Genomic DNA, 15368 nt, shown 5'->3' with positions numbered 1-15368 from the left:
GTCATCCAGGGAGGGACGGCTCGCGCACCATGAACACGTCCACGGGGTCCTCGGCCTCGACCATGAACCCGTGCCGCTCGTACAGCCGTCGGGCCGGACTGCCCTGCAGGACGTTCAACCGGACCAGTACGCCGCTGCGGTCGCACCGCTCCAGCAGCACTCGCAGCACACCCGAACCGACACCGTTGCCCTGAACTCGCGGGGCCAGGTAGAAGTGCTCCAGCCAGTGGGAGTCCTCGGCCGGTCGCAGCGCCACGCAGCCGACGAACGCACCGCCCACCTCGATCACCCAGGTGTGCGCCGGATCGAATCCCTCGCGCAGCCGCTGCCGCACCCGCTGTGCGTCGTACCGCCCGAGCCGTTCGAGATCCGCCCGCAGCACCACCGCACGCAACTCGGCCACCGCCTCGACATCCGGCACCGACGCCGGCCGCATGTCCCAGTCCACCATGATCGCCACGCTACCGCGCCGGTTCTCCCCGTTCGCCGATCCATGGGCTCGACAAAGCCGGTTGAGACATCGCCCGGCTTTGGGGAAAGGTCTGTGGCCATGGAGTTCTTCTGCTACCACCGTGATCGGTCCGGCTCCGTGGCGTTGCGCCACGAACTGCGGGAAGAGCACTGGTCATACATGGACCGGTACGCGCAGGAGATGATCGCTCGCGGCCCGACCTTCGCCAGCGACATCCCCACCGGTAGCGTCCACATCGTCGATGACGATCAGCCCGCCAGGTCGAACAATCTTTCGCAGGAAGTAGAGGTCGACAAAGACTTCATGGAACCGGTGGCTGCCGTCCACGAACGCGGCATCGGCGGTGAAGCTCTCGCTGAGGAGGTGCGGGAACGCGATCGATGACGGGGTGCGCAGGAGGGAGGCGATGGAATCCAGCCCCGCAGAGCACAGCAGGCCCAACCCGACGTCGGACCAGTCGCGTTCTTGGAACGGGTCGATGATCACATGCCGCGGGTGCGGCGGATTCACAGTGATCAGCGCCTCGCCGATCGCGAGCGCGGAACTCGCGTACGCGAGACCGACCTCGACCACCGTCTGCACGCCCTCGGAGATCAACAGGTCGCGCAGCTGGTCGCAATCGCGTTCCGGCACGGTGACCGTCTCGAAGTCCGCCTGGCGGTCCCGCGTCCAGGGAGGTCCCTCCTGAGCGAGCCGACGGCGGACCTCACGTACCCGCGTCCTGCGCTCATCCGTCTTCACCGTGCCGGCCACCTTCCACGCCGAAGGATCAATTCGCTCGCAGAGCCGGGCAGATGGGCGTCAGGTGGTCAGCCCGCCTGCCACCAGCCGGTCGCTCATGTCGCCCGCCAGCCCCTTGCCCAAACCGTCGGCTTTGGCGAGCAGTGCCTCGAAGGCGCTGAGGCGACGGAACGTCTCGGCGTACGCCACCTGCTTCTCCAGGGGAAGCTGGAGCACCTGCAGACGTCGGATGTCCACCCGGGAGGAAGTGGAGGCGTGGGTGCCTGCCTGGCGCCCGTTGGCCGGCGCGCGCAGACAGCCCGCGAGGAAGTGGGCGTCCAGCTTCTCCGGGTCGGCCCGCAGGACGTAGAGCTGGGGACCGACAGCCATCGGTGGTCCTTCGTGGACCCACGCCTGGAAGGCCCGGCTCACTCCCGCGACCACGACGTCACCCTGCTCGGCGATGGCGTGCGCCGAGTCGATGGACAGGAGTCCGCCCGGACTGCCGTCGTGCAGGAGGTCGGCGACGGTGAGGAGCGGCACCGCGGCCCCGCCGGTCGGTGCCGTCGTCTCCGGGGGCTGCTGACCGGCGCGCAGCGTCAGGGCACCGGCTTTGACCAGGTCTTGCACGGTCACCGTGGTCGGGGACGTGCCGGTCTCGACGCAGAGTCCGGAGAGGTGTCGCGCGTGGTCGGCCAGGTCGGTCAGCAGCGACCCGAACTCGTCCCACTTCGCAGCCAGTTCCTTGCCGGAAGGTTCCGTCATCGACGCGGTGTGGCGACCCGGAGTGACATCGACCTCGTCGTCCAGGAGGTCGAGCAGAGGAACGCGAACAGCGCCCTCCGGCGGCTCCTGGCCGGGACAGTCCAGGGTCGCCAGCGCGGTGAGGACGAACGAACCGAGAGTGTCCCAGTCGGGGTTCGGCTCGCGGGTTCCCGGTCGTGCGAAACGTGTGGCGTCCACCAGGAGGGCGTCCTGGCTCGGGGGAGCGGCCGCGGGGCTGTCCGCCGCCGCCCGCAGGATCCACAACTGCAGGGACACACTGTGCGGTTGGGCGCAACCGGGAGGCAGCGCCACCACCGCCCGGAGTGCTCCGGTGCGCAGCAGCGAGCCGCGGATACGACGGCCCGCCTTGCGCGAGGCGACCGCGGGCGGAAGGACGAGCACGGCAGACCCGCCGGGCTTGAGGTGGGAGAGGACGTGCTGCACCCAAGCCAGTTCGGGCTCGGTGCGCGGAGGCAGCCCATGGGTCCAGCGCTCGTCGGTGGCGAGCTCCTCGTAGCCCCAGTCACGTTCGTTGAACGGGGGGTTGCACAGGGCGATGTCGGCCCTGGCCGGGGCGAAGGGGTCTTCCCGCAGCGAGTCGCCCGTGGCGATCCGCGTACGGATGTCACGGCCCTCCGCAGCGAAGTCGAGCCGCGCGGACGCCAACGCGGCCAGCGCCGGGTCCCGTTCGCACGCCAGCAGCTCGAGCCCCGGGCCGTCGTACTCCTGCGCGGCCGCGGCGGCCAGGTGCCCGGTGCCGCACGCCGGATCGAGGAAGGTCAGTCCGCCGTCCCCGGGGCCGAGACGGACGGCGAGGGCGATCCGGGCCATCAGCGTCGCGAGTGGTGGGGGCGTGGTGCTGAGTTGCCGGACATGGGTCTCCAGCCACCGTTGCAGCAGGAACTCGAAGGTCTCCCGCGGCCCCTCCTTCCGCCCCAGCTTCGCGGCCTCGGCCACCAGGTCCCGGGCCTGCGCGGAGAGTTCGGGACGGCCGGTCCGTGCCCTGGAGGAACGCATCCGGCGAGCGGCCTCCGCCACCGCCAGCCCCGACTCGTTCCGGCTGCCGAGCGCCTCGAAACGCGGCCAGAGGAGTTCGCGGCCGCCGATGTCGTCGAGCTTGCCGTTGTCCCGCAGCCACTGTTCGACCTCGGCCAGCGAGAACTGCGGGCTGACGTCGGTGCCTGCGATCCGCGTGGGGAAGGAGTCGTGACGGCGGCGCCAGTTGCTCACCGCCGCTCGGCCGACTCCTGCGATCCGGGCGATCTCGGCCAGGCTGACGGGTACGGCGTCGGGGGTACTCATCGATCAGTCTCCGAGGTACTGGGCGGCTGGGCTGGTCGGCGTCCCAGCGGCCGGATTGCAGGGAAGGCTACTACGCTTATTGACTTTGTTCACAGAGTTCGCGTTCCACGTTGATGTGTGGGGAATGTGGAGGTCCATGAATATGCCGGGTCTCGTACCGGGATCGGTGCTCCGTGACCGCTATCGACTGGAGTCGGTGCTGGGTCGAGGCGTGATGGGGCAGGTGTGGCAGGGGCGTGACCTGCCCCTCGACCGGCCCGTCGCGGTGAAGACCGTCGCCGCGGACCTGCTGGCCGTGCCGAGCAGCCGAGACGCGGCCCTGACGCGGTTCGGGCGGGAGGCGCGGGCCGCCGCGCGGCTGGATCACACGAACGTCGCCACCGTCTTCGACGCGTCGAGCACGGACGACACCTGTTGCCTGGTGATGGAACTGATCGAGGGCACCACGCTGGAGTACCTCTTCGACCAGCAGCCGGAGGGGCGGTTCGACGTCCCGTCGGCAGCCGCCGTCGCCGCCCAGTTGTGCGCGGGACTGTCCGCGGTCCATGGCGCCGACCTCGTCCACCGCGACCTGAAGACACAGAACATCATGGTCCGACGGGACGGCATCGTGAAGATCCTGGACTTCGGACTGGTCAAGCTGCTCAGTGACACGGATCCCCGGCTGACGGCGACCGGCGAGGGCATCGGCAACCTCTTCTGCGCCTCTCCCGAGATGCTGGCCGGCCGGGACGAGCTCGACGGCCGCAGCGACCTGTATGCCGTGGGTTGCCTGCTGCACCACATGCTCACCGGCGAGGCCCCCTTCCCCACCCGTCAGCCGGCGCTCCTCGCCTCCCACCACCTCACTTCACCCCCGCCCCTCGTCGCCGACGCGGGGGTGGACGTGCCCGGCGACCTCCAGGACCTGATCACGGCCCTGCTCGCCAAGCGACCGGACGAGCGCCCCTCGTCCGCCGCAGAGGTCTACGCCGCCCTCGCACCCCATCTGCCGAAGCCGGATCCCGAACTGGCCGTCAGGCGTACTCCGCCCGAGGATCCCCGCCGCCCGTTCCTTGTCCCGCAGGGCCCGATGCCCCTCTGAGTCCGTAGGGCCCGATGCCCTTCCGAGCCCCGCGCGAGGCCCGATGCCCTTCCGAGCCCCGCGCAGGGCCCGATGCCCTTCCGAGCCCCGCGCGGGGCCCGATGCCCTTCCGAGCCCCGCGCGGGGCCCGATGCCCCTGTGAGGCGAGCAGGCCCGTCCCGGCGGCTGCCCGGGGCCGGTTGTAGGCACCACCTTTCTGGTCACGCGGGGCGCAAGAGTGCCGTGACCGGTGACAGAATGGCATCTTCGGCCGGGTGCCGTGATGTTCCCGGTCGACGGGAGGTGGCGGGCGCGGCATGCGCCGGGACTGGGGGCGGGGCGCGATGCGGCGAAGCCTTGGGCGGTACGAGCTCACGCAGGAACTGGGCCGGGGCGGCATGGGGGTCGTCTGGGCGGCCCATGACCGCGACCACGGCCGTGAGGTGGCCGTCAAGGTACTCGCGCCCCGTGGTCGCGGCGCCGAACTCAGCACACTGGAACGCCGCTTCCTGCGCGAGATACGCCTGACCAGCCGCCTGTGCCACCCGGGCATCCCCGCCGTGCACGACCACGGCAACCACGAGGGCGAGCTCTACCTGGTCATGGACCTCGTCCCCGGCCGCGCCCTGGACGCCGTCGTCAAGAACGACGGCCCGCTCGGCACGGAGCAGGCAGCGGACATCGCCCGCCGCACAGCCGAGGTGCTGTCCTACGCCCACGGTCAGGGCGTCGTGCACCGCGACCTCAAACCGTCCAACCTGATGATCACCCCCGACGGTGAGGTCAAGGTCCTGGACTTCGGGGTCGCCGCCGCACTGGAGCCCCAGCCCGGCGAAACCCGCTTCACCGCCTCCAACGCCACCCCCGGCACGGTCGTCTACATGGCGCCGGAACAGGCCGTGGGCCGGACGGTGCCCGCCAGTGACCTCTACTCGCTGGGCTGCGTCCTGTACGAGTTGCTCACCGGCGCACCCCCCTTCACCGACGGCAGCCCCTTCATGCTGTACCACCGGCACGCCAACGAGCCCGTCCCGCCGCTCGCCCACCGCCGCCCCGACGTACCGGACGGACTGCGGGTGCTGGTCGAGCGGCTGCTGGAGAAGAAGCCCGAGGACCGGCCCGCCTCTGCCGCGGAGGTGGCCGCCCTGCTCGTCGCCTGGGCTCCCAGCCCGGCTCCTGCCGCCGAGGTCGCGCCCGTTCACCCGCGGCTGGCCGAGATCGAGGCCCTGCGCCGGGCCGGCCGTCCAGCCCGCGCCCTGGAGGAGTACCAGGAGCTGATGGCCGCCCCCGGCCTCGACCGCGCGGGCATCCTCGCCGCCCGGGCCGGAGCCGCCCTGTGCGTGGGCGCGCTCGGCCGCACCCGCGAGGCCCTGGACGAGCTGAAGTCCGTCCTCGCCGAACAGCGCAGCCTGCTCGGGCCGGGCCACCCCGCCGTGCTGGACACCCGCTACGAGATCGCCGTGCTGCTGGTCCGCGCCGGAGAACGGCATGCCGCCGAGGAACTGCTGCGCCGCCTCGCCGACGAGGAGGACCGGATCCTGCCCGAGGGGGACACCGGGCGCGGACGCAGCCGGGCCCTGCTGGGTCGGCTCCGACGCATGACCTGAAGCAGCGGTGGCCCGGTCCGCAGCGGGAGTTCCAACTTTGTAATCTCTGTTCACAGTTGACGGCTCGTGTTACGCTCCCGTCGCGCCGTTCCGGAGGGGAGACAGGTCACTGTCTACGGACGGCGCAGGAGACACCGAGGGGAACGGCACCCATGACGTCAGCAGTTCAGCGTGCGACCGAGCGGACGGGAGCCGAACAGCTTCCCGAGGAAGGCAATCTCGTCGAGGTACGCGGACAGTCGTGGGTGGTCGCCCGAGTTGAGCGGTCCCCGGCGGCCGACGGCGACGCCGACCGCCGGAGCGCCACGCTGGTCCACCTCCAGTCCGTGGCCGACGGCCGCTTCGGCGACACCCTCTCCGTCATCTGGGAGGTCGAGCCCGGCCGCCGAGTGCTGCCCGCGGGTTCCCTGCCCGACGCCTCCACCGGCTCGTACGACTCCCCGAACCGGCTCGCCGCGTTCCTCGACGCCGTACGCTGGTCCGCCGTCGCCTCCGCCGACGCCAAGACGCTGCAGGCGCCGTTCCGCTCGGGCGTCGCCGTGGAGCCGTACCAACTGGAGCCGGTGTCGCGCGCGGTCGGCGCACCCCGCGTCAACCTCCTCCTCGCCGACGACGTCGGTCTCGGCAAGACCATCGAGGCCGGTCTCGTCGTACAGGAACTCCTGCTGCGCGGCCGGGCCCGCCGCACCATGGTCGTCTGCCCGGCCGGCCTCACCCTCAAGTGGCGGGACGAGATGGCCGAGAAGTTCGGCCTGGAGTTCACCATCGTCGACTCCGAGCACTGCGCCCGCCTGCGCCGCACCCACGGCACCGCGGCCAACCCCTTCCGTGTCCACCCCCTCACCATCGTCTCCCTGCCCTGGCTGCGCGGCCAGAAGGCCCAGCGCCTCCTCGACGAGGTCATCGGCGCCCCCGAGGAGAGCGGTGACGGCGAGCACAAGCGCTTCTTCGACCTCCTCGTCCTCGACGAGGCCCACCACGTCGCACCCGCCGCGCCCAAGCAGGTGTACGCCGTCGACTCCCAGCAGACCAAGCTGATCCGGCGCCTCGTCCCGCACTTCGAGCACCGGCTCTTCCTGTCCGCCACCCCGCACAACGGCTACCCCGAGTCGTACACGGCGCTCCTGGAACTCATCGACGACCAGCGTTTCGCCCGCGGCGTCGACCCCGACAAGGAGGCGCTGAAGGACACCGTCGTACGACGACTGAAGTCCACCGTCACCAACGCCGACGGCACGCCCCGCTTCCGTACCCGCCGCACCCGCGAACTCCCCGTCGACTACACACCGCAGGAACGCGAGATCCACGCCCTGCTCGGCTCGTTCGCGGAATTGCGCCGCAAGAAGCTGACCCCGAAGGCCCGTGGTGGGCGCCGCGCCGCCGACCTGGTGACCCTGCTGCTGAAGAAGCGCCTGTTCTCCTCCCCGGCGGCCTTCCTCCACACCGTCCAGGTCTACCTCTCCCACCTCGCGGACACCGGCCCGGCGCGTGGCCGCACGGCCGCTGCCGAAGTCCCCGAGTGGCTGGAGGAGTTCGCCGATCTGGTCGCCGACCTGGACGACACCGGCCTCGTCGACGCCGAGGACGACGCGCTGACCCGCTCCACGTCGCTGACCCCGGCCGAGGACAGCCGGGAACTGGACCTGCTCCAGGAGATGGAACGCTGGGCCCTCACCCACGAGGCCGCCCCCGACTCGAAGGCGGAGAGCTTCATCCGCGAACTCAAGGCGATCTGCCGGACGTCCGACGGCAAGCACTGGACCAACGAGCGGGTCGTCGTCTTCACCGAGTACCGCGACACCCAGGAGTGGCTCCACGACCTCCTCCAGCAGGAGGAACTGACCGACGGCGGCCGCGTGGAACGCCTCCACGGCGGCCTGTCCGCCGACGAGCGCGAACGCATCCGCCTCGGCTTCCAGGCCGACCCCACCCGGCCCGAGGGCAAGGTGCGCATCCTCCTCGCCACCGACGCCGCCGGCGAGGGCATCGACCTGCAGAACCACTGCCACCGCCTGATCAACTACGACATACCCTTCAACCCCAACAAGCTCGAACAGCGCATAGGCCGCATCGACCGCTGGGGACAGCAGAAGGATCCGGAGATCACCCACTTCATCGGCTCCGGATGGCAGCAGGCCCAGGCCGGCTCCTACGAGGCCGACCTCGAATTCCTCTCCCGCGTCGCCAAGAAGGTCGCGCGCATGGAGCACGACCTCGGCTCCGTCAACGCCGTCCTCGCCGACGCCGTACAGCGCCGCATGACCGGCGACACCACTCCGGTCGACATCGAGAACGCCAAGCCCAAGCAGATCAAGGGCCGCCGCACCGGTGGCGAGGTCGCACCCGAGCAGAACGTCACCGCCCAGACCAGGAGGCTCGCCGACCAGTACGACGAGACGGTGACGGCGCTGGGGCTGACCCCCGCCAACGTCAAGCGTGTGGTCGACACGGCCCTGGCCCTGGACCACCAGCCGCCTCTGCTGCCGTCGACGGTCCGGGCGGAGGACTTCGAGCCGGGCGACCTCTTCGACGTACAACCCCTGTCCGGCAGCTGGGAGCGGGCGACCCGGGGACTCGCGCACAAGCTCCGCGAGGGCGAACAGCGCCCGCTCACGTTCTCCCCGGTGGTCGCCGCGCAGGCCAAGGACGACGTGGTCCTCGCCCACCTCAAGCACCCGCTGGTGGCCCTCTCCACGCGCCTGCTGACCGCCGCCGTCTGGAACGCCGACTCGATCGGCCTCAGCCGTGTCACGGCCGTCGTCTCCGACGACCCGGCCGTGACGACGACCCTGGTCTCCGCGTACGCGCGATACGTCCTGGTCGGCACCGACGGCACCCGTCTGCACGAGGAAGTCCTGTACGCGGGCGGCTGGTTCGGCGACACGGGCCGCTTCCGCCGCTGGGAGTCCGTGAACGAGCAGGGCAGGGTCCTCTCCCGGGCCCTCACCGAGGGCATCGAGGCCGCCGCGCACCTCCGCAAGGAACTGACGCAGGCCTGGCCGAAGCTCCGTGACCCCCTCTACCGCTCCCTGGAGGCCCGAGCCGCCGAACTCGGCCGCCAGTTGGAGAGCCGGCTGGCCGACCGCAGGACAGAGGAGGAGCGCCGCATCACGGCCACCCTCGAACGCTTCGAGGCCACCCTGCGCGCCAAGCTCAAGGAGGAGGGGGACGGGGAAGGCGAGCAGCTGGCCCTCCTCTCCACCCACGAGCTGACCGGCCACGAGCGCCGCCAGTTCGAGGACGACCGCCGCCGCTGGCAGGAACGCCTCGGGGGCCTTTCCGCCGAACGAGAACGCGAACTCGCCGCCATCGCCGCCCGCTACCGCGAGCCCCGCTCCCACCTCTTCCCCGCCGCCGTCGTCTTCGTCGTTCCCGCAAAGGAAGCCCGCCGATGAGCCCCCGCCGCACCGTGAGCCGTGGAGCAGCCGCCGCCAAGGCCCAGGCCATCGACGGCCGCCGGCAGCACCAGGAGTGGCTGGACCTCACCGAGGTCTCCGGCCCCTTCCTCACCATGCCCGTCCTGCTGCGGGCCTGGCCCCAGCTCGACACCCTGGAGAAGGACGAGCGCGCCCGGCTGCGTGCCCGTCACGCGGACTGGCAGACCGACACGACGGCGGGCCGCGACGAGTGGGTGGCCTACATCCTGAGCCGACTCCTCGGCTGGAACGACGCCTTGACCCTCCGCCTGGGGGAGTCGGAGCACCACGGCCTGGACCGCCTCACGCTGCGCGTCGCGGAGCACAACACCGAGGTCCGTCCCGACTTCGCCCTCGTCGACCCGGGCACGGATCTGGCGGCCGAGCCCAGCACCGAGGCCGCCGCCAAGCGGGTGCGGCTGCTCGGCATGACGGTGCCGGCGGGCACCGCACCCACCGCCCGAGCGGGCGGTGGCGGCGACTGGGCGGCGGCCCCGGCCGACCGCCTCGCCCGGCTGCTGCGCCACCACGGGGTGCCGCTGGGCCTGGTGACCGACGGCCGCTGGTGGTGCCTGGTCTGGGCGCCGCTCGGCGGCGTCACGACGACGGCCGTCTTCGACGCGATCGGCTGGAACGAGGCCGCGGAGCGAAACGTCGTCCGCGCCTTCGTGTCGCTGCTGCGGCGGCGCCGCTTCTTCGAGTACGACGAGCCCGAGACGCTGGTGGGGCTGCTCAAGGAGAGCCTGGCGGCCGGCGAGGACGTCACCGAGGCGCTGGGCGTCCAGGTACGGCAGGCGGTGGAACTCCTCGTCGACGCCATCGGGCGCGCCGACGTCAGGGCGATGGAGGACGGCGCACCCGGCCTGCACGCCTCGGGCGTCAGCGCTGGCGAGGTCTACCGCGCCGCGGTCGCGGTGATGATGCGCATAGTCTTCCTCCTCTTCGCGGAGGAACGGGGCCTGTTGCCGGCGGACAACGAGGTGTACGCGCGGTCGTACTCCGCACGCTTCCTGCGCGACGAGCTGAAGGCGCGCGCGGACGAAGAGGGCGAGGCGTCGCTGGAGCACACCAGGTCGGCATGGCACCGCCTGATCGCACTGTTCCACGCGGTCCATGGGGGAGTGGACCACCCGGGTTCCGGCCTCCACCTCCCGGCGTACGACGGCTCGATCTTCGACCCCGACACGTACCCCTGGCTGGAGCGCACCACCCCGCTCCTCCCCATAGACGACCGCACGGTGCTGCACATGCTCCAGGCGGTGCAGGAGGTCCGCGTCGGCAAGGGCAAGGACCGCGAGGTCCGCACCCTGAGCTTCCGCGCCCTGGACGTCGAGCAGATCGGCTACGTCTACGAGGGCCTGCTGTCCTTCGACGGCCGCCGCGCGACCGAGCACATGGTGGGTCTGACAGGCCCCGAGGGCCTGGAACACGAGGTGCCGCTGCGAGAGCTGGAGTCCCTGGCGGCGAAGGCCGGTGGCTCGCTGAAGACGCTGGCGAAGGCGATCCACGACAGGTGGAAGGACCCGAAGCCCCCGGCGACGGCGGGCCAGTTGGAGAAGAAGCTCGCCCCGCTGTCGGCCGAGGCCGCGGCGGAGGCGCGTCGCCGCCTGAACGCGGTGACGAAGGACCCGGCACTGACGGAGCGCCTGCTGCCGTTCATCGGCATCCTCCGCGACGACCTGCGGGGCCTGCCGACGGTCATCCCGAACGGCGCCCTGTACGTCACGGAGTCCTCGCTGCGGAAGAACACGGGCACGCACTACACGCCCCGCTTTCTCGCGGAGGAGGTCGTGCTGCACGCGCTCGAACCCCTGGTGTACGAGCCGGGCCCGCTGCAGACGGCGGACACGGGGGAGTGGCGGCTGAAGTCCTCCGAGCAGATCCTGGACCTGAAGGTCGCGGACATAGCGATGGGCTCGGCGGCGTTCCTGGTGGCGGCGTGCCGCTACCTCGCGGACCGGCTGATCGAGGCGTGGGAGTCCGAGGGCCGCGCGGACGCGATGACGTACCGGGCGGGGCGGGCCGTGGATGCCGTGACGGCGGCGGACGCGGAACAGGACCCGGTGGTCATCGAGGCCCGCCGCCAGATCATCGAGCACTGCCTGTACGGGGTGGACATCAACCCGATGGCGGTGGAGATGGCCAAGCTGTCGCTGTGGCTGGTGTCGATGGACCCGGAGCGGCCGTTCACGTTCCTGGACGACCGGCTGGTGTGCGGGGACTCGCTGCTGGGCGTGCACAGCATGGAGCAGATCCAGGGCGTGCACATGAAGCCGGAGCGACAGGCCGACATCCTGGCCGAGCAGGCGCGTGAGTTGGTGGATCGGCTGACCCGGGAGCGCCTGGCGATCACGGCGATCAAGGGTGTCGATTTGCCGGCCCTTCAGAAGAAGCGGGAGCGGTTGGAGGAGGTCAACCGCCACTCACGGCGGCTGCGGCTGGTGGGTGACCTTGTCGCTGGCGCGGCGCTGGCTACGTGCGCTTCGGGTCGCGTGCCGTGGTACGCGGAGGAGGGCGGCGAGCGGGTCAGGGACCTGTTTCCGCAGGCGGCTTGGATCGTGCAGCGGATCATGGAGGACGGGGTCGAGGACGACTCCGAGGCGGTGCGGCAGGCTCAGGCCACGGCGGAGGAGTGGCTGGGGGCGGAACTGCCGGAAGGGGCGTTGGAGCGGCGGCCCGTGCATTGGCCGTTGGTGTTTCCAGAAGTATTTTCACTGGGTGGTGGATTCCATGCGATCGTTGGTAACCCGCCCTTCTTGGGTGGCAGTCTGATCACCGGAGCTTCAGGGGAGGCTTTTCGCGAGTATCTCGTCGAACAACTGGCCAGGGGTACCCGAGGAAATGCTGACCTCGTCGCCTATTTTTTCTTGCGAGTGCATCAGCTTATCAGGCGAGGTGGGCAATCCGGACTGATCGCCACGAATACCTTGGCTCAAGGGGACAGTCGGGACGTCGGACTCGAACAGATCGTTGCGCAGGGCGTCGACATTCGGGCCGCTATCAAGAGCAGGCCTTGGCCCTCTAAATCGGCGGCTCTGGAATATTGTGCCGTTTGGACGTCCGGTGAACCCTTGGGTGATGGTGTTCCCCGACTGATCGACGGCCTCTCCGTTTCCTCGCCCATCAGCTCGTCCCTCACTGCGCAAAACCGTGTAGCAGGGTGGGTCGAGCGACTTGTCCAGAACAAGAACATCGCGTTCAACGGTTCCAAGGCGGAGGGAGTTGGATTCACACTCGATACCGGAAAAGCCATGGATATGATTTCCCGATCTGCGCGTGACGCGATGGTTGTCATGCCATTCCTCAAGGGGAAGGATGTGACCAGTCATCCCCAACAGCAAGCGGCGGATTGGGTCATCTTCTTCCGGGACATGAAAGAGGAGGAAGCGGCAAAGTTCGAAGCTCCCTTCCGATGGGTCCAAGAGCATGTCAAGCCCGAACGATCGAGGCACAAGGAAAAGCTCTGCCGTGAGCGGTGGTGGTTGTTCAAGAGGCCCACAGTTCCTCTGTACTCTGCGATTGACGAACTCGATCGTGCAATTGTTCTTCCGCGTGTGTCGAAGTATGCTCTTCCGGCCCTGGTGCCCAGTCGCCAGGTGTTCGATGAGCAGTTGATCGTCTTTGCCTCGGAGGATCCTGCTCTTTTCGCGTTCCTCAATTCCTCCATTCATTATTGGTGGATGCTCAATCGTGCCTCAACGCTGGAGACACGGATTCGGTACACTCCGACCGATATTTTTGAAACCCTTGTATGTCCCGCTCTGAACGAGCGGTTGTGTCGTGCGGGTCGACGCCTGGATCATTGCCGCCGAGCTGCGATGCTTGCTCGCAACGCAGGGCTCACCGCCCTGTACAACCTGGTGAACATGGCGACGTGCGACGACGAGGACGTTGTCGAACTCAGGCGTATTCATGAGGAGATTGACAGGGGCGTGGTAGAGGCGTACGGCTGGAATGACCTTTTGGGTGAAACGGGGCAAATTCAGCCTTCCGACTCCATGCACGGTTCCGTCATCCTGAGCCATGGATTCATTGAAACAGCTCAGGGTCCCTGTTACACCATCAATCTGTCGGCTTGCACGGAGATCCTCGACCGGCTGCGCCAGTTGAACCACCAGGCGTACGCCGACGAGGTCCACCTCGGCCTGCACAAAGGTGTGTCGGAGGAGAAGGCGAGGGAGAAGCACCCCGATCTGCCCCCGCCCTCCCCGGAAGCCCGGCGAAGGAAGGCGCAGGCCAAGAAGGGCCAGGCAGCCGACTTCAATGACGGCGCGCTTTTCCGCACCGAGGACACCATCTTCTGAACCAGCCCGTGCGCCCCCGCGCACCCCTGATTTCCTCGGCTCGGGACCCGGCGGCGCGGTCGACCTGCATCTGCCCGCCGCCTGCCGCAAGCTCCGCTTCCAGCTCTCCCGCCTCGACTACCGGGGTTGGCGCGCGGCGAACCCAGTGCCGCACCATGAAGTGCGAGGGCCTGAACGATGGGCAGGCCGCCGTCGCGTCCGTGCCACCGTCCGGCTTCACATTGACCGGCCTCGTCCAGCACATGGCAGAGGTGGAGCGGAACTGGTTCCGCCGAGTGTTCGCCGGAGAACAGGACCCGCCCATCTACGACCCGCAGGCCGACCCGTCTGCTCCGGACGGCGGCTTCGAACTGGCCGAGGGCGCCACACTGCACGACGCGCTCGCCACCTGGCAGGCGGAGATCGCCCGCGCCCGTGAGATCTGCGCCGACCGTGCTCTGACCGACGCAGGCCGCTTCATGGAGCAGGACGTCAACCTCCGCTGGATCTACGTCCACATGATCGAGGAGTACGCCCGCCACAACGGCCACGCCGACCTGGTCCGGGAGCGAATCGACGGCACCCCTGGCGTATGACGCCAGATCAGGTCCCGCCCGCCCTCCTGTGAGTGACGCGCCGCCGGGTTCCGTGCCGGGCGGCGCGTCGTGCCAGGGTGCCCAGGTGGCTGAACCTGTGCGCGTGCGCGGGATCGATGACGACGAGGGGCAGAGGCTGCTGCGGATCATCCGCAGAGGCACCGGGTCGGTGGTGACCTGGCGCCGGGCCCAGATGGTGCTGCTATCCGCGCAGCGCATGGGCGTGGTGAAGATCGCCGAGGTCACGTTTCACCAGCGCCTACCGGGTCCGCGACGTGATCCACAACTTCAACGCCGATGGCTTCGCCTCGCTGTACCCGAAGTACAAGGGCGGCCGTCCGTCCACAGAAGCCGTACGCGCACCCGCGTGGCGCCAAGTGGATGCGTCGATCAGGCGCATCCGACAGCAGAAGGCCGAACACGACCTCACCGGGGCCAAGGCCCAAGCCTCCACCGCCGAGGAACGACGGAAGGTCCGTTAGTGTTCCGATCGCGTTGCGAGGAAGAGGTCCGTCCTCGGCAACGGACTCCCTGTGAGCAAGCGGGCACACCGGACGGTTCGCTGCGCCCGCCTGTGGCTGAGGTTCGCCACTCCTGGCTCCGTGATCCCCTCCAGACCCTCGAAGCTGGAGCAGGAGGCTCTCAGATCGACCACCGCGGCGCTGCTGGCGGAACTGACCGGGACGGCGCTGGAACTGGCGGCGGTCAAGGCCAAGTATTGGTCACCGACCTGCTCGTCCGCTTCCGAAATCCCGTCGAGTTCGCCACCGGGCAGGCCCTACCCTGCCGACATGGCTCACGCGAAGACCTGCTACGTCTGCCTGCCCTGCCGGGCCTCGTACAAGCAGCCGTACGACTCGTACGACACCGCCAGGCAGCGGATCTGCCCCCGTTGCTCACAGCCGCTGATCCACGTCGGCTCCGCCTTCGCCGCACCTCGCCGCAGGGACACCGCGGCTTGGCGGACGCTCTCCGTCCTGCTCCACGCGGGCGTTCGTTTCCACAAGAGCTGCTGTGGAGGGCCCGGCTACCGTCCACGCACCTTGCGGGAGGTCCGCGAGCGGATGACGTACGCCCGCCGCAGCGGTGAGCCCATTGCCAGGGCACTCGTACGCCCCGAGGTGCCGTGACGCCGAGCTGACGC

7 protein-coding genes and 4 pseudogenes are annotated in these 15368 nt (G+C 69.5%); 8 read left to right on the top strand and 3 right to left on the bottom strand.

The genetic code is table 11. The annotated features are described in order from the left end of the window. Position 1: 1 nt before the first annotated feature. Positions 2 to 451 (bottom strand): GNAT family N-acetyltransferase, encoded by a 450-nt coding sequence (locus tag ACFYZJ_RS01090; protein WP_388561491.1) that lies wholly within the window; start codon positions 449 to 451, stop codon positions 2 to 4. A gap of 99 nt (positions 452 to 550) precedes the next feature. Here ACFYZJ_RS01090 and ACFYZJ_RS01085 point away from each other — a divergent pair. Continuing rightward, a pseudogene (locus ACFYZJ_RS01085) lies at positions 551 to 730 on the top strand (YciI family protein); the annotation flags it as partial. 33 nt (positions 731 to 763) lie between these two features. Here ACFYZJ_RS01085 and ACFYZJ_RS01080 read toward each other — a convergent pair. Next, positions 764 to 982, bottom strand: a pseudogene (locus ACFYZJ_RS01080) (class I SAM-dependent methyltransferase); the annotation flags it as partial. 291 nt (positions 983 to 1273) lie between these two features. After that, positions 1274 to 3259 carry an N-6 DNA methylase gene (locus tag ACFYZJ_RS01075; protein ID WP_388561489.1) on the bottom strand — a complete coding sequence of 662 codons (1986 nt, stop codon included), beginning with the start codon at positions 3257 to 3259 and terminating at the stop codon, positions 1274 to 1276. 136 nt (positions 3260 to 3395) lie between these two features. On the opposite strand from ACFYZJ_RS01075, the gene ACFYZJ_RS01070 reads away from it, so the two are divergent. The 7 genes and pseudogenes from ACFYZJ_RS01070 (at position 3396) to ACFYZJ_RS01040 (ending at position 15354) form a co-directional block, all read left to right on the top strand. Further along, complete coding sequence (locus tag ACFYZJ_RS01070) at positions 3396 to 4343, top strand: serine/threonine-protein kinase (RefSeq protein WP_388561487.1); 948 nt, start codon at positions 3396 to 3398, stop codon at positions 4341 to 4343. A gap of 296 nt (positions 4344 to 4639) precedes the next feature. Further along, positions 4640 to 5929, top strand: coding sequence for a protein kinase (locus ACFYZJ_RS01065; protein WP_388561485.1), 1290 nt, complete (start codon positions 4640 to 4642; stop codon positions 5927 to 5929). A gap of 152 nt (positions 5930 to 6081) precedes the next feature. Then, positions 6082 to 9324, top strand: a complete 3243-nt coding sequence (gene drmD, locus ACFYZJ_RS01060) for a DISARM system SNF2-like helicase DrmD (protein WP_388561483.1) — start codon at positions 6082 to 6084, stop codon at positions 9322 to 9324. Continuing rightward, entirely contained in the window at positions 9321 to 13649 is a 4329-nt protein-coding gene (locus ACFYZJ_RS01055; RefSeq protein WP_388561481.1) for an Eco57I restriction-modification methylase domain-containing protein, read from the top strand. Before drmD ends, ACFYZJ_RS01055 begins: the two co-directional genes overlap by 4 nt. A 155-nt stretch (positions 13650 to 13804) precedes the next feature. Beyond that, positions 13805 to 14224: pseudogene (locus tag ACFYZJ_RS01050) on the top strand (DinB family protein); the annotation flags it as partial. Positions 14225 to 14309: 85 nt separating this feature from the next. Beyond that, a pseudogene (locus ACFYZJ_RS01045) lies at positions 14310 to 14572 on the top strand (helix-turn-helix domain-containing protein); the annotation flags it as partial. 443 nt (positions 14573 to 15015) lie between these two features. After that, positions 15016 to 15354, top strand: coding sequence for a deoxyxylulose-5-phosphate synthase (locus ACFYZJ_RS01040; RefSeq protein ID WP_388561479.1), 339 nt, complete (start codon positions 15016 to 15018; stop codon positions 15352 to 15354). Positions 15355 to 15368 lie beyond the last annotated feature (14 nt).

The organism is Streptomyces sp. NPDC001848 (genome assembly GCF_042891915.1).
Lineage (GTDB): Bacteria > Actinomycetota > Actinomycetes > Streptomycetales > Streptomycetaceae > Streptomyces.
This window is presented reverse-complemented; position numbering and strand designations above follow the sequence as displayed.